Consider the following 22082-nt stretch of genomic DNA (forward strand, 5'->3'; position numbering starts at 1 on the left):
GTAAATCTAGAGGTGTTCAATACGGGTGATCCCGTATTCGGCCAGCCCCGCTTGAAGTGCTGCAGTCGGGCCCGGCCCGGTGAATAGCGCGGTCCCCGGCTCACCCTTAAGCGGCCACGGCTGGCCTTGCGTGAGGTGCGCGATCCGGCGGGCGATTCCCGGGCCGCCATCGACCTGACGCGCATTCGGCATCGCGGATGCAAGTTCCTCTGCCAGCAAGGGGAAATGGGTGCAGGCAAGAACCACCACGTCCATATCCGGTCGGCGGGCCAACGGTTCAACCGCTGCAGCGACCGCGGCGGGATCGATCCTGGCCCCGGACAGCTTGGCCTCGGCCAGCGCGACCAGCTCGGCAGAGCCATGGCGCAGCACCTCGCAATCCGCGGCGAAGCGCGCGGCAAGATCGTTGACGTAAGGCTGCCGCACGGTCGCCTCCGTGCCGAGCACGCCAATGACCCGGCTATGCGATTGCTCAGCGGCGGGCTTTATCGCCGGGACGGTGCCCACCACCGGGATATCGAGCGCGGAGCGGACGTGGCGCAGGGCAATCGTCGAGGCGGTGTTGCAAGCAATCACTGCAAGGCGCGGGTGATAGCGTTCGACGAGGCGCCCAAGCAGGGCCGGAACCCGCGCAGAGATCTCTTCCTCGGTACGGGTGCCGTACGGAAAGGCTGCGCTGTCGGCAGCATAGACGATCGGCGCGCGCGGCAGCAGCGCGCGAGTGGGTGCAAGCACGGACAGGCCGCCCACACCGGAATCGAAGAAAAGGATAGGTGCGGAAGCCTGCATCGAATGCCGTCATTGCGGGGAGCAAAGGCTCGACGCAATCCACTTCTCGCAACGGCTTCGCCAAGAGTCGCTGTCGTCGTCATGACGGCGTTGCAGCCAACACCCCATCTGCTACCAGCCGGAGCGATGGACCTGTCCCAGACCACGATCCTTGCGCTGCTTGTCGGTTATCTGCTCGGCTCCGTCCCGTTCGGGCTGCTGTTGACGCGGCTGACCGGCCGGGGGGACATCCGCCAGGTCGGATCCGGCAATATCGGTGCGACCAACGTGCTTCGGACGGGGAGCAAGGGGTTGGCCGCGGCCACGCTGCTGCTGGATGCGCTGAAAGGCACTGCCGCGGTGATGATTGCGCAGCAGGTCTGGCCTGGTGCCGAACGGTTTGCGGCAGCTGGTGCGCTGGTCGGGCACCTGTATCCGATCTGGCTTGGTTTCCGGGGCGGCAAGGGCGTCGCGACCCTGCTTGGCGTACTGTTTCCGCTGCTGTGGCAGGCGGCGGCCGTCTATGCGGCGGTTTGGATTGGGCTGTTTCTGCTGGTCCGGATCAGTTCGGTAGCGGGAATGGCCGCGGCTCTCAGCGCGCCGGTCAGCGCGGCGGTGTTGGGGCGCATGGATCTTGTGCCGATGCTGATCGGATTTGCCTTGCTGATTGTCTGGAAACACCGCGAAAACCTGGCCCGGCTCCGCGCCGGAACCGAACCTAGGGTGGGTGGGCGTACTTAAGTGAGCGATGATTTCCTGGCGCGTCTCCGGCTGATCCGCAGCGGGAGTATCGGCCCTGTCTCCTATCGCCAGCTGATCGCTCGCTTCGGCAGCGCGGAAGCCGCCCTGAAAGCCGTTCCCGACCTCGCAAGGAGGGGCGGCAGCCGGGCGTTGACGCTATTCTCCGAAGAGCAGGCCCGGCGAGAGATCGCCCGCGTGAGAGAGCTGGGCGGGCGGTATCTCGTGCGCGGCCAAGGCCTTTATCCGAGCGCTCTTGCCGAGCTGGACGACGCGCCTCCGATCGTGACGGTCGTCGGCGATCAGCAATTGCTAGAAAGACCGCTGGTGGCGATGGTGGGGGCGCGCAACGCCAGCGCTGCCGCCTGCCGGTTCGCCCGCCAGCTCGCCCATGATCTTGGGCAGGAAGGCGTCATGGTGGTGTCGGGCCTGGCGCGCGGGATCGACACGGCCGCCCACGATGGCGCCTTCGACAGCGGCACGATCGGGGTGATCGCCGGCGGGCTTGACGTCTTTTACCCACCAGAGAATGAGACCCGGCAGCGTCAGCTGTTCGAGCGAGGGTTGGTCATCGCCGAGATGCCGCCCGGCACCGAGCCGCGGGCACGACACTTCCCGCACCGCAATCGGATCATCGCGGGCCTTAGCGTCGCCACGATTGTCGTCGAAGCGGCGCCCAAGTCGGGATCGCTGATCACTGCGCGGCTCGCGGCCGAGATGGGGCGGGAGGTCATGGCAGTGCCGGGCTCTCCGCTCGACCCGCGGGCGCAGGGTTGTAACGGCCTCATCCGAGAAGGTGCGACACTGATTCAGAGTGCCGCAGATGTGCTGGAACTGATCCGACCGATCGGCAGCGGAATGGTCGCTTCGTCGCGGGCTTCATTCGAGCATGCTGTTCCTCCAGAGCCGGTGCGCGAGCCGGACGAGCACGAACGGCGGGCCATTGAAGCGTTGCTCGGCCCCTCACCGGTTCCGGTCGACGAGGTGGTGCGTTTGTCCGGTCTGCCGAGCGGAGCGGTTCAGCTGGTCCTGCTCGAGCTGGACCTGGCTGGACGTCTTGATCGGCATGCGGGTGGCAAGGTCAGTCTGCAACCGGCTTGACGGGCCTTTCGTCAGCCATCGAGAATCGCGCGTATGCGTAAGGGGCAAAAGAATTGAAGCTGGTTGTCGTCGAATCGCCTGCCAAGGCAAAGACCATCGAGAAATATCTGGGACCCGGGCACCGGGTGCTTGCCTCGTTCGGGCATGTGCGCGACCTGCCGCCCAAGGACGGTTCGGTAAACCCGGACGAAGGTTTCGCGATGGATTGGGAAACCTATCCCGACAAGGCGAAACAGCTGAAGGCGATCACCGACGAGGCCAAGAAGGCGGACACGCTGATCCTCGCAACCGACCCCGATCGGGAGGGTGAGGCGATCAGCTGGCACGTGCAGGAAGTGCTGAGGAAGCGGCGGGCCCTGCCGGATCAGGTGGAGCGGGTCACCTTCAACGCCATCACCAAGACGGCGGTGACCGAAGCCATGGGCCGCCCAAGGGAATTGGATGAGCATCTGATCGACGCCTACCGGGCCCGGCGGGCGCTCGATTACCTGGTCGGCTTCACCCTGTCGCCGATCCTCTGGCGCAAGCTGCCCGGTGCGAAATCGGCGGGCCGCGTCCAGTCCGTTGCCCTGCGTCTGATCGTCGACCGGGAGCGCGAGATCGAGCTATTCCGGCCGCAGGAATATTGGACGATCAGCGCCCAGTTCGAGAAGGATGGACAGCGCTTCACCGCGCGGCTGGTCGGGCTGGACGGCAAAAAGATCGACCGGCTGACCATTGGGGACGAGGGTTCTGCCAACGCGGCGCGGGCGGTGGTGGAGGCTGGCCGTTTCACCGTTGATTCGGTGGAGACCAAGCCATTCAGCCGTAATCCGCCCCCGCCGTTTACCACCTCAACTCTTCAGCAGGAGGCGGCGCGCAAGCTGGGGTTTTCGGCCAGCCACACCATGCGGGTGGCTCAGCGGCTCTATGAGGACGGATCGATCACCTACATGCGGACGGACGGGGTGCAGATGGCCGGCGAGGCGATCAGCGCGGCCCGCAAGGCGGTCGCGGATCGCTATGATGCGGGTTACCTGCCCGACAAGCCGCGGCAATATTCGAGCAAGGCGAAGAACGCCCAGGAAGCCCACGAGGCGATCCGGCCGACGGATTTCGCGCGGGCCAAGGCCGCAAGCGGCGATCATGGCCGGCTGTACGAACTGATCTACAATCGCGCTCTGGCCAGCCAGATGGCGAGTGCGCGGTTGGAACGAACCACGGTCGAGCTGTCGGACGGCGCCGGGCGGGCGACGCTGCGGGCGACGGGACAGGTGGTGCTCTTTCCCGGCTACCTTGCGCTGTACGAAGAAGGGCGGGACGAAAAATCGGACGACGAAGAGGCCGCGCGGATGCCGCATCTTGCTCGGGGTGATGTCCCCCACAAGGCAGGGGTGGATGCGGTACAGAGCTTCACCCAGCCGCCGCCGCGCTTTTCCGAGGCGAGCCTGGTCAAGCGGCTGGAGGAGCTCGGCATCGGGCGGCCATCGACCTACGCGGCGACGCTGCAGACGCTGAAGGACCGCGAATATGTCCGGCTGGAGAAGAACCGCTTCATCCCCGAGGAAAGTGGCCGGCTGGTGACGGCGTTCCTGGAGCGCTTCTTCGAAAGGTACGTCAGCTTCGACTATACGGCGGAGCTGGAGAATGAGCTGGACGATGTGTCTGGCGGGCGGCTCGACTGGCAGAAGCTGCTCGAGGCATTCTGGCGCGACTTTAAGCCGAAAGCCGGCGAGGTCATGGAGCAGAAGCCGTCGGAAGTGACGGCGGCGTTGGACGAGTTCCTGTCGCCCTTCCTTTTCCCGGAAAGGGAGGACGGCACCGATCCGAGGATTTGCCCCAATTGCGGCAACGGCCGACTGGCGCTGCGCGGCGGCAAGTTTGGGGCGTTCGTGGCCTGCTCCAACTATCCCGAGTGCAAATACACCCGCAAGTTCGGGCAGGGCGGGGCGGCCGAGGCGGCCAGCGGCGAACCGCAGGAGCTGGGCGAGGGCATTGTCCTCAAAAGCGGGCGGTTCGGGCCCTATGTCGAGCAAGGCGAGAAGCGGGCGTCGGTGCCGAAGGACGTCCCGCTGGGCGAGCTCGATCTTGGATGGGCGCAGAAGCTGCTGAGCCTGCCTCGGACCATCGGCAATCATCCCGAAACGGGCGAGCCGATCGTTGCCAGCATTGGACGCTACGGACCTTACCTGCAGCACCAGGGCAAATACGCCCGGCTCTCCTCCACTTCCGAGGTGTTCGAAACCGGCATGAACGCGGCAGTGGCCAAGCTGGCCGATGCAGCGAACGGCGGCGGGCGGCAGCGCGGTGCGAGCCGGGAGCCGTTGGCGGTGCTTGGCGCGCATCCGGAAACGGCCAAGGAGCTGAAGGTGCTGGAAGGGCGGTTCGGGCCTTATGTCACTGACGGAATCACCCATGCCACGCTGCCCAAGGGCGCGGATCCCAAGGCCGTGACCCTGGACGAGGCGGTGGTGCTGATCGATGCCAAGGCCGCCAAGGCACCCGCCAAGGCACCCGCCAAGGGCAAGGCGAAGCGCAAGGTCGCGGCCAAGAAGGCTCCGGCCAAGAAGGCAGCAACCAAGAAAAAGGCCTAGGCGCCCTCGCCGCAGGTTCGGCAGCCCGGGTCGGCAGGGAGGCGCATCTGGCGCCAGCTGCCGGTCAGGCCGTCGAACAGGTGGAGCGCGCCCGCGGGGTCGTCGCCGGTCTGCGCCAACAGGCGGATCGCCATCAGCGCGGCGAAGTTGCCGACGGTGCCTGTGAGAGCGCCGAGGACTCCGAGTTCCGCGCAATTGTCGCAATCGTCGCTGTCGAACGCGTCGCCCACATAGCATCGGTAGCAGGGCCTGCCGCGAAACAGGCCGACCTGGCCCTGGAACCGAACGGCGGCGGCTGAGAGCAGGGGAATGCCGAGCGCGACGGCGGTGTCGCTGACAACCAAGCGAGTGGCGAAATTGTCGGTGCCGTCGATGATGAGATCGTGGCCGGCGAGCAGCGCGGGCGCATTGTCCCGGTCGATCCGGCGCTCGACCGGGCTGATCTCCACGAAGGGATTGAGGCGACGAACGAACTGGCCGGCGAGGGCGGCCTTGGGTTCGCCGATCTCACGCGAGCGATAAAGTGGCTGGCGGTGGAAGTTGGTCAGGTCGACCGTGTCGCCGTCGATCACCGTCAAACGCCCGATGCCCGCTCCGGCCAACGCCGGCACGACCGCGCAGCCGATGCCGCCCGCTCCGACTACGCAGACCGACGCGGCTTTGAGCCGCTGCTGGCCCGTGCCGCCGAACTGGGGGAGGACGATCTGGCGGCTGTAGCGGGTAAGTTCTTCGTCGGTCAGCAATCTCGCAACTCCCGCTCGGGCGGGAGTCCATCTGCCATGTCGCCGGCAAGCGCAGAGGCCGGGAAATGGATTCCTGCCTGCGCGGGAATGCCGGGGGTGGGGGTCATTGCCCTGTGCTGCCGAAGCCGCCGGCACCGCGATGGGTGTCGTCCAGCTCGTCGACCTCGTCGAGAGCGGCCGGCGTAACGACCGCCGGGACCAATTGGGCAATGCGCTCGCCGCGGCGAACGGGGAAGGGCGCGTCGCCGTGGTTGATCAGCAGAATCTTCAGCTCGCCGCGATAGTCGCTGTCGATGGTGCCGGGCGTGTTGGGAACGGTGATGCCGTGCTTGAAGGCGAGTCCGGAGCGGGGGCGAACCTGAATCTCATAGCCTTCGGGGATAGCGACCCGGAAGCCAGTCGCGACGGCGTGGCGTTGGCCGGGCTGAAGATCGAGATCTTCGGCCGCGACCACGTCGAGTCCGGCAGCGCCGTGGGTGGCGTAGGCGGGCAGGGGCAGGCCCTCCCCGTGGGGCAGGCGGCTGATCTGGATACGAATCATCTCGGTGCGATTTCCTGTGCGATGCGAGCGATCAGGCGGCGGGCGATCTCTTCCTTCGGCGCTTCGCCAAGATCGTCCGTGCCGTCAGCGCTGACCACGAAGACATGGTTGTTGGCGCCGCCCATGACGTCGCCGGAAACATCGTTGGCGATGATCCAGTCGGCGCCCTTGCGCTCGCGCTTGGCGGCGGCATTGGCCAGCAGCTCGCTGGTCTCGGCCGCGAAACCGACCAGCAGGCGTGGTCGGAGGGGGTGGGTGCCGAGCGACTTCAGAATGTCCGGATTGGGAGACAGGACGAGATCGGGCGGGCCGTCATCCTTTTTGAGCTTGGAAGGACTCGAGCGGACCTTCCAGTCCGCAACGGCGGCCACCAGGATGGCGACGTCCGCCGGCAGCGCGGCCTCGACCGCTGCCATCATCTGCTCGGCGGTCTCAACGTCGATCCGCGCAACGCCGCCCGGCGTCGGGAGGTGAACCGGCCCGGCAATCAGCGTGACGCGGGCCCCGGCCTGAGCGGCGGCCTCGGCAAGCGCAAAACCCTGGCGGCCGGAGCTGCGATTGGCGATGACCCGGACGGGATCGATCGGCTCGTGCGTCGGACCGGCGGTAACGAGGACATGTTTGCCGGCAAGCGAAGCGCTCTTCCCCAGCGCATTCGAGGAACTTCCGCTTTCCGCACCTTCACTCCGGCGCACCTCGCCTTGGCTCGGTACGAGCGGAATAGCGATGCCGAGTGGAACGGCGCCAAGAATCTCTGCGGGTTCGGGCAATCTGCCTGGCCCAAATTCGCCGCACGCCATCTCGCCTTCGACCGGTTCGATCACCTGCACGCCGCGCTGCCGCAAGCTCGCGACATTGGCCCTGGTCGCCGCGTGCTGCCACATCCGCACGTTCATGGCCGGGGCGACGGCGACCGGCTTGTCGGTGGCGAGCAGCAGCGTCGTGGCAAGATCGTCGGCGATGCCGGCAGCCATCTTCGCCAGCAGGTCGGCGGTCGCCGGACAGACGAGCACCAGGTCGGCGGCCCGCGAGAGCTGGATGTGGCCCATCTCCGTCTCGTCCTTGAGGTCCCAAAGCGAGGTGTAAACGGGGCTTTCCGCTAGCGCAGCAAGGGTCATCGGTGTCACGAAATGCGCCCCGCCGGCGGTCAGCACGGGGGTGACGCTGTGATCGTGGCGACGGGCAAGGCGGATCAGTTCGGCAGCCTTGAATGCCGCGATGCCGCCGCCGACGATGAGGAGGATGCGCGCCATATCAGCGCCGCCTAGCCGGGCGCGCTGGCCTGAGTCGAGTGGCGACAAACAAGTTCAACTTGGACAAGTTGGACACGACGTCCCCCAATTCTTCGCCTCCCATGCAGGGTTTGAGATGCGAAGGATGAGAGATTCTGGCCGGAATGGCGCCATGCCGGGAACGGTGGCACGCGTTATCCTACTTTGAAAGTACTTACGCGCTTCTTACCTGCGGCCCACGCGACAGGAGAGAATGCATGGCCGACACGGACTATCAGCCGCCCAGGGTCTGGACGTGGGAAGGCGAGAGCGGTGGCAAATTCGCCAGCGTCAATCGGCCGATCGCCGGCCCGACGCATGACCGGGAGCTGCCGGTCGGTCGTCACCCGCTCCAGCTGTATTCCCTCGGCACACCCAATGGGCAGAAGGTGACGATCATGCTGGAAGAGCTGCTCGCCGCCGGGCATGCCGGGGCGGAGTATGACGCCTGGCTGATCGACATCATGGAAGGCGATCAATTCGGCAGTGGCTTCGTGGAGATCAATCCGAACAGCAAGATCCCAGCACTGGTGGACCGTTCGGGCGCGGAGCCGGTGCCGGTGTTCGAGAGCGGCGCGATCCTGATCTATCTCGCCGAGAAGTTCGGGGCTTTCCTGCCGATGTCCGGGCCAAAGCGGGCGCGGGTGCTGAGCTGGCTGATGTGGCAGATGGGATCAGCGCCCTTCCTGGGCGGTGGGTTCGGACACTTCTTCGCCTACGCACCGGTCAAGATCGAATATGCGATCAACCGCTACGCGATGGAGGCGAAGCGGCAGCTCGATGTCCTCAACCGGCAGCTCGCCCAGCATGAATTCGTTGCGGGCGACGAATACAGCATCGCCGACATGGCAGTGTGGCCGTGGTACGGCGGCGTGGCTCTGGGCCGGACCTACCCTGACGCGGATCTGTTCCTGTCGGCGCACGAATATGAGCATGTCCAGCGGTGGGCGAAGCAGCTGGACGAGCGCCCGGCGGTGAAGCGCGGACGCATCGTCAATCGGCGGGATGGTGAGCCGCACGAGCAATTGCCCGAGCGGCACGACGCGGCCGACTTCGACCGCGTCCCCAAGCCCGAACCGGTCGGCTAGTCTACCGAAACCCGGCCCTTCAGCCGGAAGCGGTCGTCGAGCGCGCCGAGATGCAGCTCGAACTCGCGGGCCTGCGGCTCGAGCAACTCGAGACCGAAGCCGAGATGATCGTCCTGATCGCGGTGCAGATCGGAATAATCGTAGGTGCCGTGGATCGCGCCGCGGACCTTTTGCAGGACGGCCTCTTCGATCCGGGCTGCGTCGGTTTCGCCCGCCTGCAACTGCGCCTCCAGCTCGCGGGCGAAGGCCTCGCGGCCCTTATCGACCGATACGTCGCGGCCGAGGTCCTCGTCGATGACGAGCGCCGCCACGCCCACCTTACTGGCGTTTCCAAGATCGAAGCTGGCGGTACCAAGCTCGGCCGGCACGGGCAGCATCTGCCCGGACGTGACATCGTTGGCGAAGGCGCCGCGGACATCGTCATGTTCCGGCGCGATCAACTGGGTCGTATCGCCGCCGAGCGCGAAAAACGCCGTGTAGAGATAAGGTTCGCAGCCGCCGTTCTCGGACTGGGCGTCGCAGTGAAGCTCGGTAAGGGTGACGGTGGCACGCTGGGTCATGGGAACTCCCTGTTTGGCGCTGTTAAACGGTCACTCGCCCGTTAACTCCGATTCAAGACCGAGGCGAGTCACTTCGCGGTCGGATCAGGTCAGCAGCAGTACGGCACCAGCCCCACCCGCGGCGGCGATCAACGCGATCAGGATGTCGCGCCAGCTTGCCTTGGGCAACTGCGTCACCTCGACCTGCGCGGTCGGCAGGGCCGGTGGGGCGGCGCCAGGCGCTGGGAAGTAATGGTCGAGGCGATCGATCAGGCTGGGAATCTTGGCGAATGCCCGGCTGGTTTCCAGCAGGCGGTCGGCGAGCTTGGCTTCGGGTCCAAGCTCACCGCGAATCCAGTCCTTGAGGAAAGGCTCGGCCGTTTCCCACATGTTGATGTCGGGATCGAGATAGGTCGCAACCCCCTCTTCCATGACCATCGTTTTTTGCAACAGCAGCAGGTGCGGCTGGGTCGGCATGTCGAAGTCGCGAGTAATCGAGAACAAGCCCTCGAGCATCCGACCGACGCTGATGTCCTTGACCGGCAGGCCGCGCATCGGCTCCCCGACGGCGCGCAACGCGGTCGTGAACTCGGCGACATTGTGGTGGGCAGGGACGTACTGCGCTTCGAAGTGGATTTCGGCGACGCGCTGGTAGTTGCCGGTGATGAGTCCGTAGAGGATTTCGGCGAGCCACAAGCGGGCGCGGCGGTCCACCCGCCCCATGATGCCGAAGTCGATGGCGGCGACCCGGCCGTCGGGCAGGGCGAAAAGATTTCCCTGGTGAAGGTCGGCGTGGAAAAAGCCGTCGACCACGGCCTGCCGCAAGAACGCGCGGACCAGGGTGCGGGCAAGCTGGGGAAGGTCATGCCCCGCCGCGATCAGCTGGTCGTGCTTGGAAAGCTTGATGCCGTCCAGCCATTCAAGGGTCATGACGCGGCGGGCGGAACGCTTCCAGTCTATGTTGGGGACATAGAAGCCGGCCTCCGCGACCATGTTCTGCTTGAGCTCCGACGCGCTCGCCGCCTCGCGGTTGAGATCGAGTTCGCGCCGGGTCCATTGCCGGAAATGGGCGATGACCATCTTCGGCCGGAGGCGCTCGGCCTCGCCGCCGAGGGTTTCGACATGCGCGGCGGCCCATTCGTAGGTTTCGAGCGCGCGGGCAAATTCTTCCTCGATGCCGGGGCGCAGGACCTTGACGGCGACCTGCCGGCCCTCGGTCGTGACCGCGCGGTGGACCTGGGCGATGGACGCGGCGCCCACTGCAGTTTCGTCAAATTCGGAGAACAGGCTCTCCAGCGGCGCTTCGAGCGCTTTCTCCACCGCCTCCCGGATCAGTGGAAAGGGGGCGGGCGGGAGCGAGTCCTGCAGGCGGAGCAGGTTGTGCGCGGCCTTTTCCCCGACCAGATCGGGGCGGGTGGCGAGGGCCTGGCCAAGCTTGATCGCGGCCGGGCCGATCGCCTGCAGCGCATGGGCATAGTCGGGCTCCTTGGGCTGGCGAGTGCCGAAGCGCGCCAGCTTGACCAGGCGGCGGACCGCGGGCGGGGTGAGCGGATCGCGCTCGATCCCCTGCAGCGCGCCATGTTTCGCCAGCGTGCGGCCCCACTTGAGGAGGCGCCAGAGATGGACGGGAGCGGAGGTCAAATCTTCCACCCGCTCCAGATGCAGACGAGGCCGCCGAGCAGTGTCTCGACCCTGGTGCGGACGAAGCCGGCGTCGGCGATCATGGCGCGGAATGATTCCGGTTTGGGGAAGCGGCGGATGGACTCGACGAGGTAGCGGTAGCTTTCCTCGTCGTCGGCCACGATCTTGCCGATGCGCGGAATGGCGATGTCGGAATAGCGCTCGTAGAGTTCGCCGAACCCAGGCCAGTCGGTGGTCGAGAATTCCAGCACGAACAGGCGCCCGCCGTAGCGCAGCACGCGGTGCGCTTCGGCAAGGGCAGCGGGAATGTTGGTGACGTTCCGGATGCCGAAGGCGATGGTATAGGCATCGAAGCTACGGTCGGAAAAGGTCAGCGTTTCCGCGTTTTGCTGCGACCAGCTGAGGCCCTCAATCCCGCGCTGCTCCGCCCGCTCCATGCCGACGGCCAGCATGTCTGCGTTGATGTCGGATACTGTTACCAACGCGCCGCGCTTCGCCATGCGGAAGGCGATGTCGCCGGTACCTCCCGCCATGTCGAGGATCTGCTCGCCCGGCTGTGGCTTCACGCGTGCGACGAAGCGATCCTTCCACAAGCGGTGCATGCCGCCGCTCATGAGGTCGTTCATCAGGTCGTAGCGGCGGGCCACTGAGGAGAAGACCGCACCGACCTTCTGGGTCTTTTCTTCCGGGGTGACGAGCTGGTCGCCGAAGTTGACTTGGCTAGGCATGGCCGCGCTCTAGCCGGGACGGGCGGGGCGCGCCATATGGCCTCTCGTGCCCGAGCTTCCCGAAGTCGAAACCACCGTCCGCGGCCTGGCCCAGGTGCTGGATGGAAGACTAATCGTGCGGGTCGAGCCGCGGCGGGCGGACTTGCGGCGGGCCTTTCCGGACGACCTTGGCCAGCGGCTGACCGGCGCGCGGGTGACAGAGCTCGGCCGGCGGGCGAAATACGGGCTGATCGGGACCGACCGCGGCGACACGTTGATCTTTCATCTGGGGATGAGCGGGCGGTGGCGGATCGATCCGGTTGCGCCAGACAAGCATGATCACCTGCTGATCGATACGGACGACGGCCACCGCCTGGCCCTGAATGATCCGCGGCGGTTCGGCTCCGTCGACTTGGTTCGGACGGACGGGCTCAGTAGCTGGGAAGGCTTCGCCGGGCTTGGACCGGAGCCGTTCGACCTGACGGCGGAAGATCTGGCGCGGCGGCTTGCTGGGCGGAGCGCGGCGATCAAGCTGCTGCTGCTGGACCAGCGGATTGTGGCCGGGCTGGGAAACATCTACGTCTGCGAAGCACTGTACCGGGCCGGGATCAGCCCGAAGCGCGCGGGCGGCAAGGTCGGCAGAGCGCGGCTTGAGCGGTTGGTGCCGGCCATTCGACAGGTCCTGCACGAAGCGATCGCGGCTGGTGGATCGACGTTGCGCGACTATGCGCAGCCAGATGGGGCGCTGGGTTATTTTTCCAAGGATTTCGCGGTGTACGACCGCGAAGGGGAGCCCTGCGCCTGTGGCGGCAAGGTCAAACGGTTCGCGCAGGGTGGGCGGTCCACCTGGTATTGCCCGAAATGTCAGCGTTGACCCGAATCGCGCTTTTGCGTAGGGGAACGCCACGCCGGTGCGGGCCAACGGGCTTCCGCGCCGCTTTTCTTTTGCAATCCAAGGGACTGAAAACAGCATGGCGAACACGCCGCAAGCCAAGAAGCGCATCCGCCGCAACACCCGTCGGGCCGAAGTCAACGGCGCGCGTGTCGGCCGCATCCGGACCTTCATCAAGGCGGTCGAAGCAGCGCTGGCATCAGGCGACAAGACGGTTGCCGCCGATGCGCTGAAGAAGGCGCAGCCGGAACTGGCGCGCGGCGTGGCACGTGGCGTCATCCACAAGAACACCGCGTCGCGGAAGTTTTCTCGCCTGACCAAGCGGGTCTCGGCTCTCGGTTAAGCGAGCGCTGGGCGCGGACCGCGCGCCTGGTTGTGCCATTACCAGACACGGCCGCCGGAGCGATTCGGCGGCCGTTTTCGTTTTGCCCCGAAAACGTAACGTTTCCCGCGATTCGCGCGATAGTCGCAAGTTAACCGAGCTTCATAATTGGCGGATTTCCAATGGTAATGGGCCTTACCGAGGGGAAACGGCTGTCAAGCCGGTTTATTTCAGCTGGATGAAAAAAGGTCTCTTGCGGGTCCAAGCGAACCTGCCCAAAACCCTCGTTCCGGCAGTGATTCCACTGGGGGGATGCACGCAGGACAAAGGGTGAGCGCCGCGACTCGCGTCGGGCGCAACGGTACCGCTTTGCCCGTCGGCAGAAATTTTGAGGAGGCGCAGAAGAGTGACAGAGGGGCAGTCATCGGTTGCGCTGGATATGGATGGGGTCGCAACGCCGCTGGATGCGGCCTGGGACACTATTCGCACCGGCCTGCGCCGTGACTGCGGCGCGCGCACCTTCGACGGCTGGTTGAAGCCAGCGGAACTGGGCGCGTTCGAGCCCGACACGGGCGGTCTCGAGATCGTCATGCCGAGCAAGTTCATGGCCGATTGGGTCCGCAGCCATTTCGGCGAGCGGTTGCAGCTGGCCTGGAAGACGACGCTGCCGATCGTTCGCGAGGTCCGAATCGTGGCGTGCGAAGGCGGTCCCCGACCCGCCCCGCTGCTGATCCTGGACGAAGAACCGCTTCCTGCGGAGCGCGCGGTTCCCGCGTCAGTCCATCCGCGACCGAATTTCGATCCTCGCTACACCTTCGCCAGCTTCGTGATCGGCAAGGCCAACGAAGTCGCCGCCACCGCCGCCCGGACGCTGGCCGAAGCGCCGAGTGTCACCTTCAACCCGCTGTTCATCCATGGCGGCACCGGGCGCGGCAAGACCCACCTGTTGCACGCTCTTGGCCAACGCTTTCTGGAATTGAACCCGCAGGCGCTGGTGGTTTCCATGTCGGCCGAGAAGTTCATGGTCGAATTCGTTCGCGCCATCCGCGAGAACGATACGATCGGGTTCAAGGGTCGCCTGCGCTCGGCCGACCTGCTGCTGATCGACGATGTCCAGTTCATCGCCGGCAAGGAATCGACGCAGGAAGAATTCTTTCACACGATGAATGAGATCATCACGGCCGGTAAGCGGCTGGTGATCACGTCCGATCGTGCTCCTCAGGATCTGGACGGGATCGCTCCACGAATTCTGTCGCGGCTGAGCTGGGGTCTGGTGGCGGACATCAACCAGGCCGACCTGGAACTGCGCTATAACATCATCCTGGCGAAGCTCGCGCTGTTGCCCGGCGTCGCCATGTCGCAGGACGTGGTGCATTTTCTGGCCAAGCGGCTGACCGCTTCGATCCGCGAGCTCGAAGGCGCGCTTAATCGCATCGCGGCCTATGCCATGATGACCGGGCGCCAGATCGACGTTCCGTTCGTCGAAGAAGTGCTGGCCAACGTGCTGCGCGCCAACCAGCGTCGCATTTCGATCGACGAGATTCAGACCCAGGTCGCCGAGCATTACCGCATCCGCAAGGCCGAGATGACCAGCGCCCGACGCGCCCGCGAAGTGGCTCGCCCGAGGCAGGTTGCCATGTACCTGTCAAAGCAATTGACGCCCAAGTCGCTGCCGGACATCGGGCGACGTTTTGGCGGGCGTGACCACACCACGGTGATCCACGCGGTCCGCCAGATCGAAAAGCTGCGGGCCAGCGATCCCGAGATCGACGCCGCGATTCGACTGCTGACACGCCAGCTGGAAGGCTGATTAGGCCGACCAGGCGCGGCTAGCGTTCAACCGCCGCTTGCGTGAGTGGCGACGTTCCCTACGATCCCTGATCCGTTGTCGTGCGTAAGGGAGGGTTCGTATGCTGGTCGCTGTGTTCCTGATGCTGCAGGCTGAAGTGGTTGGGCCGGCGGCAAAGCAACAGGACATCGTCGTCACGGCCAGGCGCCTCAAGAATTGGCGGGGCAAGATGTCCGGCAATGCCGGGGGCAGCCGGTGCAAGACGGTGAAATCGACCGGCGACAGGGATTTGGACCAGATCGCCTGCGACACGATGCGGCATTGCGCCGGCCAGATGAGCAGCGAATTCCAGCTGATTGCCAAGCTTAAGGGAGCCGAGCGGGAGCAGCGGCTGCATGAGCTCAACCGACGTCTCGAGGCCTGCGGCGAGGAGCAGCAGCAATTGCGGGTGGCAGATCTGGTCGAGCGGCGCTCGTTTCAGCGGTCGGCGGCAAACGCGCGTTAGCCGTTCGGTTAAAGGGCGAGGGTTGATCGCGAGACTTGCCCCGCCCTTTGCCTGGCGCCAAGCAGGCCGGATGCGCATCGCCCTGTTCGAGCCGGAGATTGCCGGCAATGTCGGCGCCGTCCTGCGGCTGGGCGCTTGCCTTGGCGTCGCGGTGGACCTGATCGAGCCGATGGGGTTCGAATGGGACGACCGACGCGTCAGGCGGACCGCGATGGATTACATCGACCATGTGGACGTGCGGCGCCATCCAAGCTTCGATGCATTTCGGATGACGATGGAAGGCCGGCGCCTCGTTCTCTTCACGACCAAAGCCGTGCAGTCGGCTTATGACTTTCGCTTCGGCAGCGACGATGTGCTGCTCTTCGGAAAGGAAAGTGGCGGGGTCCCGCCACTGGTCTCGGAAGCCTGCGATGCGCGGGTACGCATTCCAATGCGGTCCGAGGTCCGCTCGATGAATATTGCAACGTCGGCCGCGCTCGCGCTGGGTGAAGCGCTGCGTCAGACGGAATTACTACCGGGTTGAGCCTTGATTGGGCCGGGGCGCCGCGTCTGGCAGAATGACTTCGACCCGGCGGTTGCGTTGCCGCCCTTGCTCGTCATCACCTCCGTCCGAAGCCGCATTGGGAGCAATCGGGCGCAATTCGCCAAGACCGATCGTGCGAAGGCGCTGTTGGTCGATACCCTTGCCGACCAGATAGGCCTTCACCGCGTCGGCCCGACCCTCCGACAAGCGCTTGTTATAGTCGTCGTTGCCCTTCGCGTCAGTGTGGCCTTCAATCGTGACCTGACCCTCCGGCGAGGCCTGGATAAGCCGGGCAAGCCGATCCAGCGTTTGCTGCGCGCCGGCCTGGATGGTGGACTTGTCGAAATCGAAGGTCACGTCGCCAGGCAGCGAGACCACGGTGCCGCGGTCGGTCTGGGTCGCGCCAAGTTCGCTCTTCAACGCTTCCACCGCCTGCAAGCTGCTGGTCGCCTGCCCGCCGGCGCCCAGGGTCGAGCCGGTCGCGCTCGCCAACTTGAGCGACGAGGCCGCATTGGGCCGCATATTGGACAGCGCGGAAGTCTCGGCAATGCCGCCCCCGCCGAACGCGCCCGATAGCGGAATTGCGACTTGGTAGCGGGGCGAGGAGCTATACTGCCCATCGGCTGTACCGTTCTCGTTCAGCACCAGCGTGGCGCGCTCGGATCGAGGCAAGGCTCCAGCAAAGACCAGTGCCCCGTCCATGGTCTGGCCGGCCGGCACGGACAGGCGAGGATTCCCGGCGGGAGGGACCAGGAGCAATTTCTCTCCGCCGTCGGTCAGGATGTAGGAGTTGTCCGAGCCCGAGTTCAGACTGATCTCCCGGTCGCGCCCGTTCATGATACGCACAATGACCAGCGTCCGATCGCCGTCCGCCTTGATCGACAACAGTTGCAGCACCGTTCCGTTCGGATGGGCAATTTGCGCATCGACGGAGGCGCCGTCGGAGGTGCCAAGCAGCCCGCCTCCATCGCAACCGGTAAGGATCAGGCCGCCGAGGAGAAGCACCCAGCCTGTCGACCGCGGCACGGTCGTCCGGCTCATTGCGCGGAGGCCCCGGCCACGGTGCCCAGCGGCAGGTTGACCCGGAAGCCCGGCGTGGTGGTGTACTCGCTGTCCGTTTGGCTGTTCTCATTAAGAATGAGGACGGCGCTCTGCGACTGGGGCAGCTTGCCAAGGAAGACCAGTTCGCCTTCCAGCGTCTGTCCGGCTTCGACCGTCAGGCGATTGTTGTTGCCCGGCGGCGACAGGTAAAGCCGTTCGCCGGTGTCGAGCGCGAGATAGCCGTCGCGATTGCTGTTGAAGCGGTTGAGGTCGATGGCCCGGTCGCGGCCGTTGATGACGCGAACGCCGACCGCCGTCTCCGTCGGCCGCGACTGGACGGAGGTCAATTGCAGGACGACGCCGTTCGGGTGGGCGGACTGGATATCGAGCGGACGCTTTTCGCCATTGGCCCACAAGGTGGCGGCGCCGGCTGTCGCGGTCGTGCCAGCGCCGGGCGCAGCGGCAGTGGCCTGGTTATCGGCATCGGAAGACGGTTGAGAGCAGGCGGCAAGGCCAAGCAGGATCAGGCCAGGCACAAACGCAACAGGACGCATCGAGGTCTCCCCGTAGGCTTCGGTTCGCTTGGCGCTCCTTTAAACGGTTGCGCGAGGAGGCCAACCCACAACCGGCCAGATACCTTGCGACTCGGCGGGATGTGCGCGGAACAAGAAAAAAGCCCGCCGCGTGGGTCGCGACGGGCTCTTCAACAGGCCAACGAAAGCCGATTTACTCCGCCGCATCCTCCGGCGAAGGCTTGGCCGCGGCCGGCTTGCGGCCCTTGGCGCTCTTGGGCTTGACCGGCTTGGGCGGGGCGGGGGCGATCTCGAACACCGGAACATTGTCCTTGATGCGCACCTTGACCTCTCCGCCGTGGACCAGCTTGCCGAACAACAGCTCCTCGGCCAACGGTTGCTTGATCTTCTCCTGGACGAGCCGGCCCATCGGACGCGCACCATAGAGCTTGTCGTAGCCGCGACCCGTCAGCCACTCGCGCGCTTCCTCGTCGAGGTCGATATGCACGCCGCGATCGGCCAGCTGCAGTTCCAGCTGGAGGATGAACTTGTCCACCACCCGCGCGACCACGGCCGGCGGCAGGTAGCCAAACGGCACCACCGCATCGAGGCGGTTGCGGAATTCGGGCGTGAACATCTTCTTGATCGCGTCTTCCTGCACGTCCTCCCGGCTCATGGCCCCGAAGCCGATGCTCTCGCGCGCCATGTCGGACGCGCCGGCGTTGGTGGTCATGATCAGGATGGTGTTGCGGAAGTCGACGGTCTTTCCGTGGTGATCGGTCAGCTTGCCGTTGTCCATCACCTGCAAGAGGATGTTGAACAGGTCCGGGTGCGCCTTCTCGATCTCGTCGAGCAGCAGCACCGAGTGCGGCTGCTGGTCGACCGCGTCGGTGAGCAGGCCGCCCTGATCGTATCCGACATAGCCCGGAGGCGCGCCGATCAGCCGGCTGACCGAGTGCCGCTCCATATATTCGGACATGTCGAACCGCTGGAGCGGGATGCCCATCACGGACGCCAACTGGCGCGCAACCTCCGTCTTGCCGACGCCGGTAGGGCCGGAGAAGAGGTAGTTGCCGATCGGCTTGTCCGGGTCGCGCAGGCCCGCCCGGCTGAGCTTGATCGCCGAGGCGAGCTTCTCGATCGCCAGGTCCTGGCCGAAGACCACGCGCTTCAGGTCCGCTTCGAGATTTTCGAGCACCTTCTTGTCGTCGGTGCTGACGCTCTTGGGCGGGATTCGGGCCATGGTCGCGACGACCTGCTCGATCTCCTTGGGCGTGATGGTTTTCTTGCGCTTGTTGGGCGGCACCAGCATCTGCATGGCGCCGACCTCGTCGATCACGTCGATCGCCTTGTCCGGCAGCTTGCGGTCGTGGATGTAGCGTGCGGAAAGCTCCACCGCCGACTTGATCGCATCGGGCGTGTAGCGGACCGAGTGGTGCTGCTCGAACGACGAGCGAAGCCCGGCGATGATCTTGATCGTGTCCTCAACCGTCGGTTCGTTGACGTCGATCTTCTGGAAGCGCCGGAGCAGGGCGCGGTCCTTTTCGAAGTGATTGCGGAACTCCTTGTAGGTGGTCGAGCCGATGCAACGGATCGCACCGCTCGACAGCGCCGGCTTCAGCAGATTGGACGCGTCCATTGCCCCGCCGCTGGTCGCGCCGGCGCCGATCACCGTGTGGATTTCGTCGATGAAGAGGATGGCGTGCGGCATCTTCTCCAGTTCCGACACGACGCTTTTGAGCCGCTCTTCGAAATCGCCGCGATAGCGGGTGCCGGCCAGCAGCGCGCCCATGTCGAGGGCGTAAATCACGGCTTCCTTCAGCACGTCGGGGACGTCGCCCTCGATGATCTTGCGCGCAAGTCCCTCGGCGATGGCGGTCTTGCCGACGCCCGGGTCACCTACATAGAGCGGGTTGTTCTTGGACCGCCGGCAGAGGATCTGAACCGTCCGGTCGACTTCCGCCACCCGGCCGATGAGCGGATCGACCTTGCCGATCTTGGCCTTCTCGTTGAGGTCGACGGTGAACTGCTTGAGGGCGGACTCCTTCTTGTCGCCCTTTTGCTCGGCCTTCTGCTCCTCGGCGCCCTGCGGTGCCTGCGGTTCGGTCGACTCACCCTTGCCGACGCCGTGCGAGATATAGGTCACCGCGTCGAGGCGGCTCATGTCCTGCTGCTGCAGGAAGTAGACAGCGTAGCTTTCGCGTTCGGAGAAGAGCGCAACCAGCACGTTCCCGCCCGTGACCTCGTCGCGCCCGGACGACTGGACGTGCAGGATCGCGCGCTGCACGACGCGCTGAAAACCGCTGGTCGGCGTCGGATCGGTCCCGCTGTCCGCGACAAGCGCGCCAAGCTCTCCGTCGAGATATTGCTTGACGGTGGCCTTGAGCTCGTCGCGGTTGACGCCGCAGGCGGTCATCACTTTGGAGGCGTGGCCATCGTCGATCAGCGCCATCAGCAGATGTTCGAGGGTGGCATATTCATGCCGCCGCCGGCTCGCCTCGCCGAGGGCATTGTGCAGGGTCTGTTCTAGTTCGCGAGCGAAACTCGGCATTACTGGCTCCTTGGCCGAAAGGCGAAAGGCCCTTCGGACTTGCTGCTAATGTCGTAAGCGTTTGAGCCCTCATCAAGGGCTCGGCAGGGCGTTGGTCGAGAGAGTTCAGCGCTTGAACAGCGCATCGGCCTGGCTTCGGTGCCGGTCGACGGCGGCCATGTGCGATTCGACCCGGGCGATCTCCGCCTTCAGCAGGTCGATCCGCTCCGCCAGTTCATGCTGTGAGAAGGGGTCGAGGTCCTGGCGCGCCAGCAGCACCAGCGGGTCATCGGGCTTGGACGAGAAGAAATCGTCATCCATGTCGCCAAGCGTTGACCGGGCCGGCGGGCCTGTCAATGAGTCGCGGGATGAGTAGCGATATCCCCGACCAGATGGTTGCAATCGTGGCACAGGAGGCTGGTGGCCCGGAAGTCCTGGTGCCGATCGTGCGGCCGGTGCCGGAGGCGGGCGCTGGCGAAGTGCTGATCAAGGTGGCCGCGGCTGGGGTGAACCGCCCCGATGTGCTGCAGCGTCGGGGCTTCTATCCGCCGCCGCCGGGTGCTTCGGACATCCTGGGCCTGGAAGTCGCGGGGACCGTGGTCGCCGCGGGGGCGGGCGCGACGCATATGATCGGGCAGCAGGTCTGCGCCCTCATCGCGGGCGGCGGGTATGCGGAGTATGCACTTGCACCGGCCGGCACCTGTTTGCCCGTGCCAGAGGGTTTGTCGCTGGAGGAAGCCGCGGCTCTGCCGGAGACGCTTTTTACCGTCTGGACCAACCTGTTCGAGCGCGGCGGTGCGGCGGAAGGGGAGTGGGCGCTGATTCATGGCGGGACCAGCGGCATCGGCACGACCGCGATCACCTTGGCCCGGCTGTTCGGGGTCAAGGCGATCGTTACCTGCGGGTCCGACGAAAAGTGCGCAAGGGCGATGGAGATCGGCGCTGCCGCGGCGATCAACTACAAGTCGCAGGATTTCGAGGTTGAGGTGCAGCGGCTGACCGGCGGCAAGGGCGTTGCGGTGGTGCTCGACATGGTCGGTGGCGATTACTTGCCGCGAAACATTCGCTGCCTGGCGGACGACGGCCGGCATGTCTCCATCGCAACGCAGCGCGGCGTGACGGCCGAGCTCAACATCGTCGATGTCATGCGACGGCGGCTGGTGCTGACCGGTTCGACGCTTCGGCCGCGCCCGGTCGAATTCAAGACCGCCGTTGCCGAGGAGATCCGGCGCGAAGTCTGGGGCTTCGTGGAAAGCGGGCAGCTGCGTCCGGTGATGGACCGGACCTTCCCGCTGGGCGAGGCCGCGGCGGCGCACGCGCGAATGGAAGCCGGCGAGCATGTGGGCAAGATTGTGCTGGTTACGTGATATCTCGCTCGTCCTGAGCGGAGGCTCGTTAGAGCCGTAGTCGAAGGGCGCCCTTCGACTTCGCTCCGCTACGCTCAGGACGAGGGACAGGCTTGCCCACTGCGAGCAACAAGCGTAAGCGCCAACCAACGTCGGCCGCTCCGTGAAGGGGCGGCCCTTTTCATGTTTGGAGACCCGTGATGGCCCAGGCCACCCAAGCGACCCCGCTGATGCCCCATGCGACCGCCGCCTGGCTGGTCGACAACACGTCCCTGTCGTTCGAGCAGATCGCGGACTTCTGCGGCCTCCATATCCTGGAAGTGCAGGCGATCGCGGACGACACGGCGGCGACCAAGCTGACGGGGCGCGACCCGCTTCGGTCGGGCGAACTGACGCACGAGGAGATCGAGCGCGGGCAGGCCAATTCCGACTACCGCTTGCAGATGCAAAAGGTGCCGGACCAAGTCACCCGGACCAAGGGGCCGCGTTATACGCCGGTGTCCAAGCGTCAGGACAAGCCGGATGGCATCGCCTGGATCATTCGCAATCATCCGGAAGTCACCGACGGAGCGATCGGCAAGCTGATCGGCACGACCCGCACCACCATCGCGGCGATCCGCGACCGGACCCATTGGAACCTGGCCAATATCCAGCCGAAGGACCCGGTGACGCTGGGCCTCACCACGCAGCGTGAGCTGGATGCCGCGGTGGCGAAGGCGCAGAAGGCAGCCGGCATGGCCGAGCGCACGGATACCCGCCTGGAAGGCGACCGCGCCTCGCTGATCGAGCAGCTGCGTGCCGAGCGCGAGCAGCATGCCCGCGATGCGGAGGCGGCGCTGGCGGCCGAAGAGGGCCTTGGCCCCAACGAGATCGTCCCGGGAATTCTCGACCCGTTCAAGCGCGCTTGACCGG

The 22082-nt window shown here is 65.6% G+C and carries 22 protein-coding genes; 11 read left to right on the forward strand and 11 right to left on the reverse strand.

What is annotated here, in order from left to right:
• Positions 1-6: 6 nt before the first annotated feature.
• Positions 7-789, reverse strand: a complete 783-nt coding sequence (gene murI, locus AC4GYS_RS07955) for a glutamate racemase (protein ID WP_491108552.1) — start codon at positions 787-789, stop codon at positions 7-9.
• 126 nt (positions 790-915) lie between these two features.
• Here murI and plsY point away from each other — a divergent pair, with 126 nt between their 5' ends.
• The 3 genes from plsY to topA are packed head-to-tail and all read left to right on the forward strand — an operon-like array spanning position 916 to position 5180.
• Complete coding sequence (gene plsY / locus AC4GYS_RS07960) at positions 916-1509, forward strand: glycerol-3-phosphate 1-O-acyltransferase PlsY (RefSeq protein ID WP_491109380.1); 594 nt, start codon at positions 916-918, stop codon at positions 1507-1509.
• On the forward strand, positions 1510-2607 hold the full coding sequence (gene dprA, locus AC4GYS_RS07965) for a DNA-processing protein DprA (RefSeq protein WP_491108553.1): 1098 nt from the start codon (positions 1510-1512) through the stop codon (positions 2605-2607). It begins immediately after the preceding gene.
• Between the two features lie 53 nt (positions 2608-2660).
• Positions 2661-5180 carry a type I DNA topoisomerase gene (gene topA, locus AC4GYS_RS07970; protein WP_491108554.1) on the forward strand — a complete coding sequence of 840 codons (2520 nt, stop codon included), beginning with the start codon at positions 2661-2663 and terminating at the stop codon, positions 5178-5180.
• Here topA and AC4GYS_RS07975 read toward each other — a convergent pair.
• The 3 genes from AC4GYS_RS07975 to AC4GYS_RS07985 all read right to left on the reverse strand — a co-directional run bounded on the left by AC4GYS_RS07975 (position 5177) and on the right by AC4GYS_RS07985 (position 7717).
• A complete protein-coding gene (locus AC4GYS_RS07975) occupies positions 5177-5923 on the reverse strand; it encodes a HesA/MoeB/ThiF family protein (protein ID WP_491108555.1) in 747 nt (248 codons plus the stop codon). The genes topA and AC4GYS_RS07975 overlap by 4 nt on opposite strands.
• Positions 5924-6026: 103 nt before the next feature.
• Positions 6027-6464 (reverse strand): dUTP diphosphatase, encoded by a 438-nt coding sequence (dut, locus tag AC4GYS_RS07980; RefSeq protein WP_491108556.1) that lies wholly within the window; start codon positions 6462-6464, stop codon positions 6027-6029.
• Complete coding sequence (locus tag AC4GYS_RS07985) at positions 6461-7717, reverse strand: bifunctional phosphopantothenoylcysteine decarboxylase/phosphopantothenate synthase (protein ID WP_491108557.1); 1257 nt, start codon at positions 7715-7717, stop codon at positions 6461-6463. Before AC4GYS_RS07985 ends, dut begins: the two co-directional genes overlap by 4 nt.
• 236 nt (positions 7718-7953) lie before the next feature.
• Between AC4GYS_RS07985 and yghU the strand changes: the two genes are divergently transcribed.
• Positions 7954-8823: a glutathione-dependent disulfide-bond oxidoreductase gene (gene yghU, locus AC4GYS_RS07990; protein WP_491108558.1), complete on the forward strand. Its 870-nt coding sequence runs from the start codon at positions 7954-7956 to the stop codon at positions 8821-8823.
• On the opposite strand, the gene AC4GYS_RS07995 is transcribed toward yghU, so the two are convergent.
• The 3 genes from AC4GYS_RS07995 to AC4GYS_RS08005 all read right to left on the reverse strand — a co-directional run bounded on the left by AC4GYS_RS07995 (position 8820) and on the right by AC4GYS_RS08005 (position 11731).
• Entirely contained in the window at positions 8820-9383 is a 564-nt protein-coding gene (locus AC4GYS_RS07995; RefSeq protein ID WP_491108559.1) for a hypothetical protein, read from the reverse strand. The genes yghU and AC4GYS_RS07995 overlap by 4 nt on opposite strands.
• Positions 9384-9467: 84 nt before the next feature.
• The gene (ubiB, locus tag AC4GYS_RS08000) at positions 9468-11003 is read right to left on the reverse strand and encodes a 2-polyprenylphenol 6-hydroxylase (protein ID WP_491109381.1); all 1536 of its coding nucleotides are present in this window, start codon (positions 11001-11003) and stop codon (positions 9468-9470) included.
• On the reverse strand, positions 11000-11731 hold the full coding sequence (locus tag AC4GYS_RS08005) for a class I SAM-dependent methyltransferase (RefSeq protein ID WP_491108560.1): 732 nt from the start codon (positions 11729-11731) through the stop codon (positions 11000-11002). The genes ubiB and AC4GYS_RS08005 overlap by 4 nt, the downstream gene beginning before the upstream one ends.
• 46 nt (positions 11732-11777) lie before the next feature.
• On the opposite strand from AC4GYS_RS08005, the gene mutM reads away from it, so the two are divergent.
• From mutM to AC4GYS_RS08030, 5 genes are all read left to right on the forward strand, one after another.
• Positions 11778-12584 (forward strand): bifunctional DNA-formamidopyrimidine glycosylase/DNA-(apurinic or apyrimidinic site) lyase, encoded by an 807-nt coding sequence (gene mutM / locus AC4GYS_RS08010; RefSeq protein WP_491108561.1) that lies wholly within the window; start codon positions 11778-11780, stop codon positions 12582-12584.
• Between the two features lie 97 nt (positions 12585-12681).
• Positions 12682-12945: a 30S ribosomal protein S20 gene (gene rpsT, locus AC4GYS_RS08015; protein ID WP_491108562.1), complete on the forward strand. Its 264-nt coding sequence runs from the start codon at positions 12682-12684 to the stop codon at positions 12943-12945.
• Between the two features lie 418 nt (positions 12946-13363).
• Positions 13364-14734 carry a chromosomal replication initiator protein DnaA gene (gene dnaA, locus AC4GYS_RS08020; protein ID WP_491109382.1) on the forward strand — a complete coding sequence of 457 codons (1371 nt, stop codon included), beginning with the start codon at positions 13364-13366 and terminating at the stop codon, positions 14732-14734.
• 100 nt (positions 14735-14834) lie between these two features.
• On the forward strand, positions 14835-15218 hold the full coding sequence (locus tag AC4GYS_RS08025) for a hypothetical protein (RefSeq protein ID WP_491108563.1): 384 nt from the start codon (positions 14835-14837) through the stop codon (positions 15216-15218).
• Between the two features lie 70 nt (positions 15219-15288).
• A complete protein-coding gene (locus AC4GYS_RS08030) occupies positions 15289-15741 on the forward strand; it encodes a tRNA (cytidine(34)-2'-O)-methyltransferase (protein ID WP_491108564.1) in 453 nt (150 codons plus the stop codon).
• Here AC4GYS_RS08030 and AC4GYS_RS08035 read toward each other — a convergent pair.
• The 4 genes from AC4GYS_RS08035 to AC4GYS_RS08050 all read right to left on the reverse strand — a co-directional run bounded on the left by AC4GYS_RS08035 (position 15730) and on the right by AC4GYS_RS08050 (position 20145).
• Positions 15730-16782, reverse strand: a complete 1053-nt coding sequence (locus AC4GYS_RS08035; protein ID WP_491108565.1) for an OmpA family protein — start codon at positions 16780-16782, stop codon at positions 15730-15732. The genes AC4GYS_RS08030 and AC4GYS_RS08035 overlap by 12 nt on opposite strands.
• Positions 16779-17336 carry a hypothetical protein gene (locus tag AC4GYS_RS08040; RefSeq protein ID WP_491108566.1) on the reverse strand — a complete coding sequence of 186 codons (558 nt, stop codon included), beginning with the start codon at positions 17334-17336 and terminating at the stop codon, positions 16779-16781. Before AC4GYS_RS08040 ends, AC4GYS_RS08035 begins: the two co-directional genes overlap by 4 nt.
• Positions 17337-17508: 172 nt before the next feature.
• A complete protein-coding gene (gene clpA / locus AC4GYS_RS08045; RefSeq protein ID WP_491108567.1) occupies positions 17509-19845 on the reverse strand; it encodes an ATP-dependent Clp protease ATP-binding subunit ClpA in 2337 nt (778 codons plus the stop codon).
• 105 nt (positions 19846-19950) lie between these two features.
• Positions 19951-20145: a DUF1192 domain-containing protein gene (locus tag AC4GYS_RS08050; RefSeq protein ID WP_491108568.1), complete on the reverse strand. Its 195-nt coding sequence runs from the start codon at positions 20143-20145 to the stop codon at positions 19951-19953.
• Between the two features lie 47 nt (positions 20146-20192).
• On the opposite strand from AC4GYS_RS08050, the gene AC4GYS_RS08055 reads away from it, so the two are divergent.
• Positions 20193-21191 carry an NAD(P)H-quinone oxidoreductase gene (locus AC4GYS_RS08055; protein WP_491108569.1) on the forward strand — a complete coding sequence of 333 codons (999 nt, stop codon included), beginning with the start codon at positions 20193-20195 and terminating at the stop codon, positions 21189-21191.
• A 209-nt stretch (positions 21192-21400) separates the two neighbouring features.
• Entirely contained in the window at positions 21401-22078 is a 678-nt protein-coding gene (locus AC4GYS_RS08060) for a cell cycle transcriptional regulator TrcR (protein WP_491109383.1), read from the forward strand.
• The last annotated feature ends 4 nt before the right edge of the window (positions 22079-22082 follow it).

The organism is Sphingomonas sp. SP1, assembly GCF_058313395.1.

Coding starts and splice junctions, on each gene's coding strand:
- murI (WP_491108552.1), bottom strand. CDS start 789: ATGCAGGCTTCCGCACCTATCCTTTTCTTCGATTCCGGTGTGGGCGGC.
- plsY (WP_491109380.1), top strand. CDS start 916: ATGGACCTGTCCCAGACCACGATCCTTGCGCTGCTTGTCGGTTATCTG.
- dut (WP_491108556.1), bottom strand. CDS start 6,464: ATGATTCGTATCCAGATCAGCCGCCTGCCCCACGGGGAGGGCCTGCCC.
- AC4GYS_RS07985 (WP_491108557.1), bottom strand. CDS start 7,717: ATGGCGCGCATCCTCCTCATCGTCGGCGGCGGCATCGCGGCATTCAAG.
- yghU (WP_491108558.1), top strand. CDS start 7,954: ATGGCCGACACGGACTATCAGCCGCCCAGGGTCTGGACGTGGGAAGGC.
- AC4GYS_RS07995 (WP_491108559.1), bottom strand. CDS start 9,383: ATGACCCAGCGTGCCACCGTCACCCTTACCGAGCTTCACTGCGACGCC.
- AC4GYS_RS08005 (WP_491108560.1), bottom strand. CDS start 11,731: ATGCCTAGCCAAGTCAACTTCGGCGACCAGCTCGTCACCCCGGAAGAA.
- rpsT (WP_491108562.1), top strand. CDS start 12,682: ATGGCGAACACGCCGCAAGCCAAGAAGCGCATCCGCCGCAACACCCGT.
- dnaA (WP_491109382.1), top strand. CDS start 13,364: ATGGATGGGGTCGCAACGCCGCTGGATGCGGCCTGGGACACTATTCGC.
- AC4GYS_RS08025 (WP_491108563.1), top strand. CDS start 14,835: ATGCTGGTCGCTGTGTTCCTGATGCTGCAGGCTGAAGTGGTTGGGCCG.
- AC4GYS_RS08030 (WP_491108564.1), top strand. CDS start 15,289: ATGCGCATCGCCCTGTTCGAGCCGGAGATTGCCGGCAATGTCGGCGCC.
- AC4GYS_RS08035 (WP_491108565.1), bottom strand. CDS start 16,782: ATGAGCCGGACGACCGTGCCGCGGTCGACAGGCTGGGTGCTTCTCCTC.
- AC4GYS_RS08040 (WP_491108566.1), bottom strand. CDS start 17,336: ATGCGTCCTGTTGCGTTTGTGCCTGGCCTGATCCTGCTTGGCCTTGCC.
- clpA (WP_491108567.1), bottom strand. CDS start 19,845: ATGCCGAGTTTCGCTCGCGAACTAGAACAGACCCTGCACAATGCCCTC.
- AC4GYS_RS08050 (WP_491108568.1), bottom strand. CDS start 20,145: ATGGATGACGATTTCTTCTCGTCCAAGCCCGATGACCCGCTGGTGCTG.
- AC4GYS_RS08055 (WP_491108569.1), top strand. CDS start 20,193: ATGAGTAGCGATATCCCCGACCAGATGGTTGCAATCGTGGCACAGGAG.
- AC4GYS_RS08060 (WP_491109383.1), top strand. CDS start 21,401: ATGCCCCATGCGACCGCCGCCTGGCTGGTCGACAACACGTCCCTGTCG.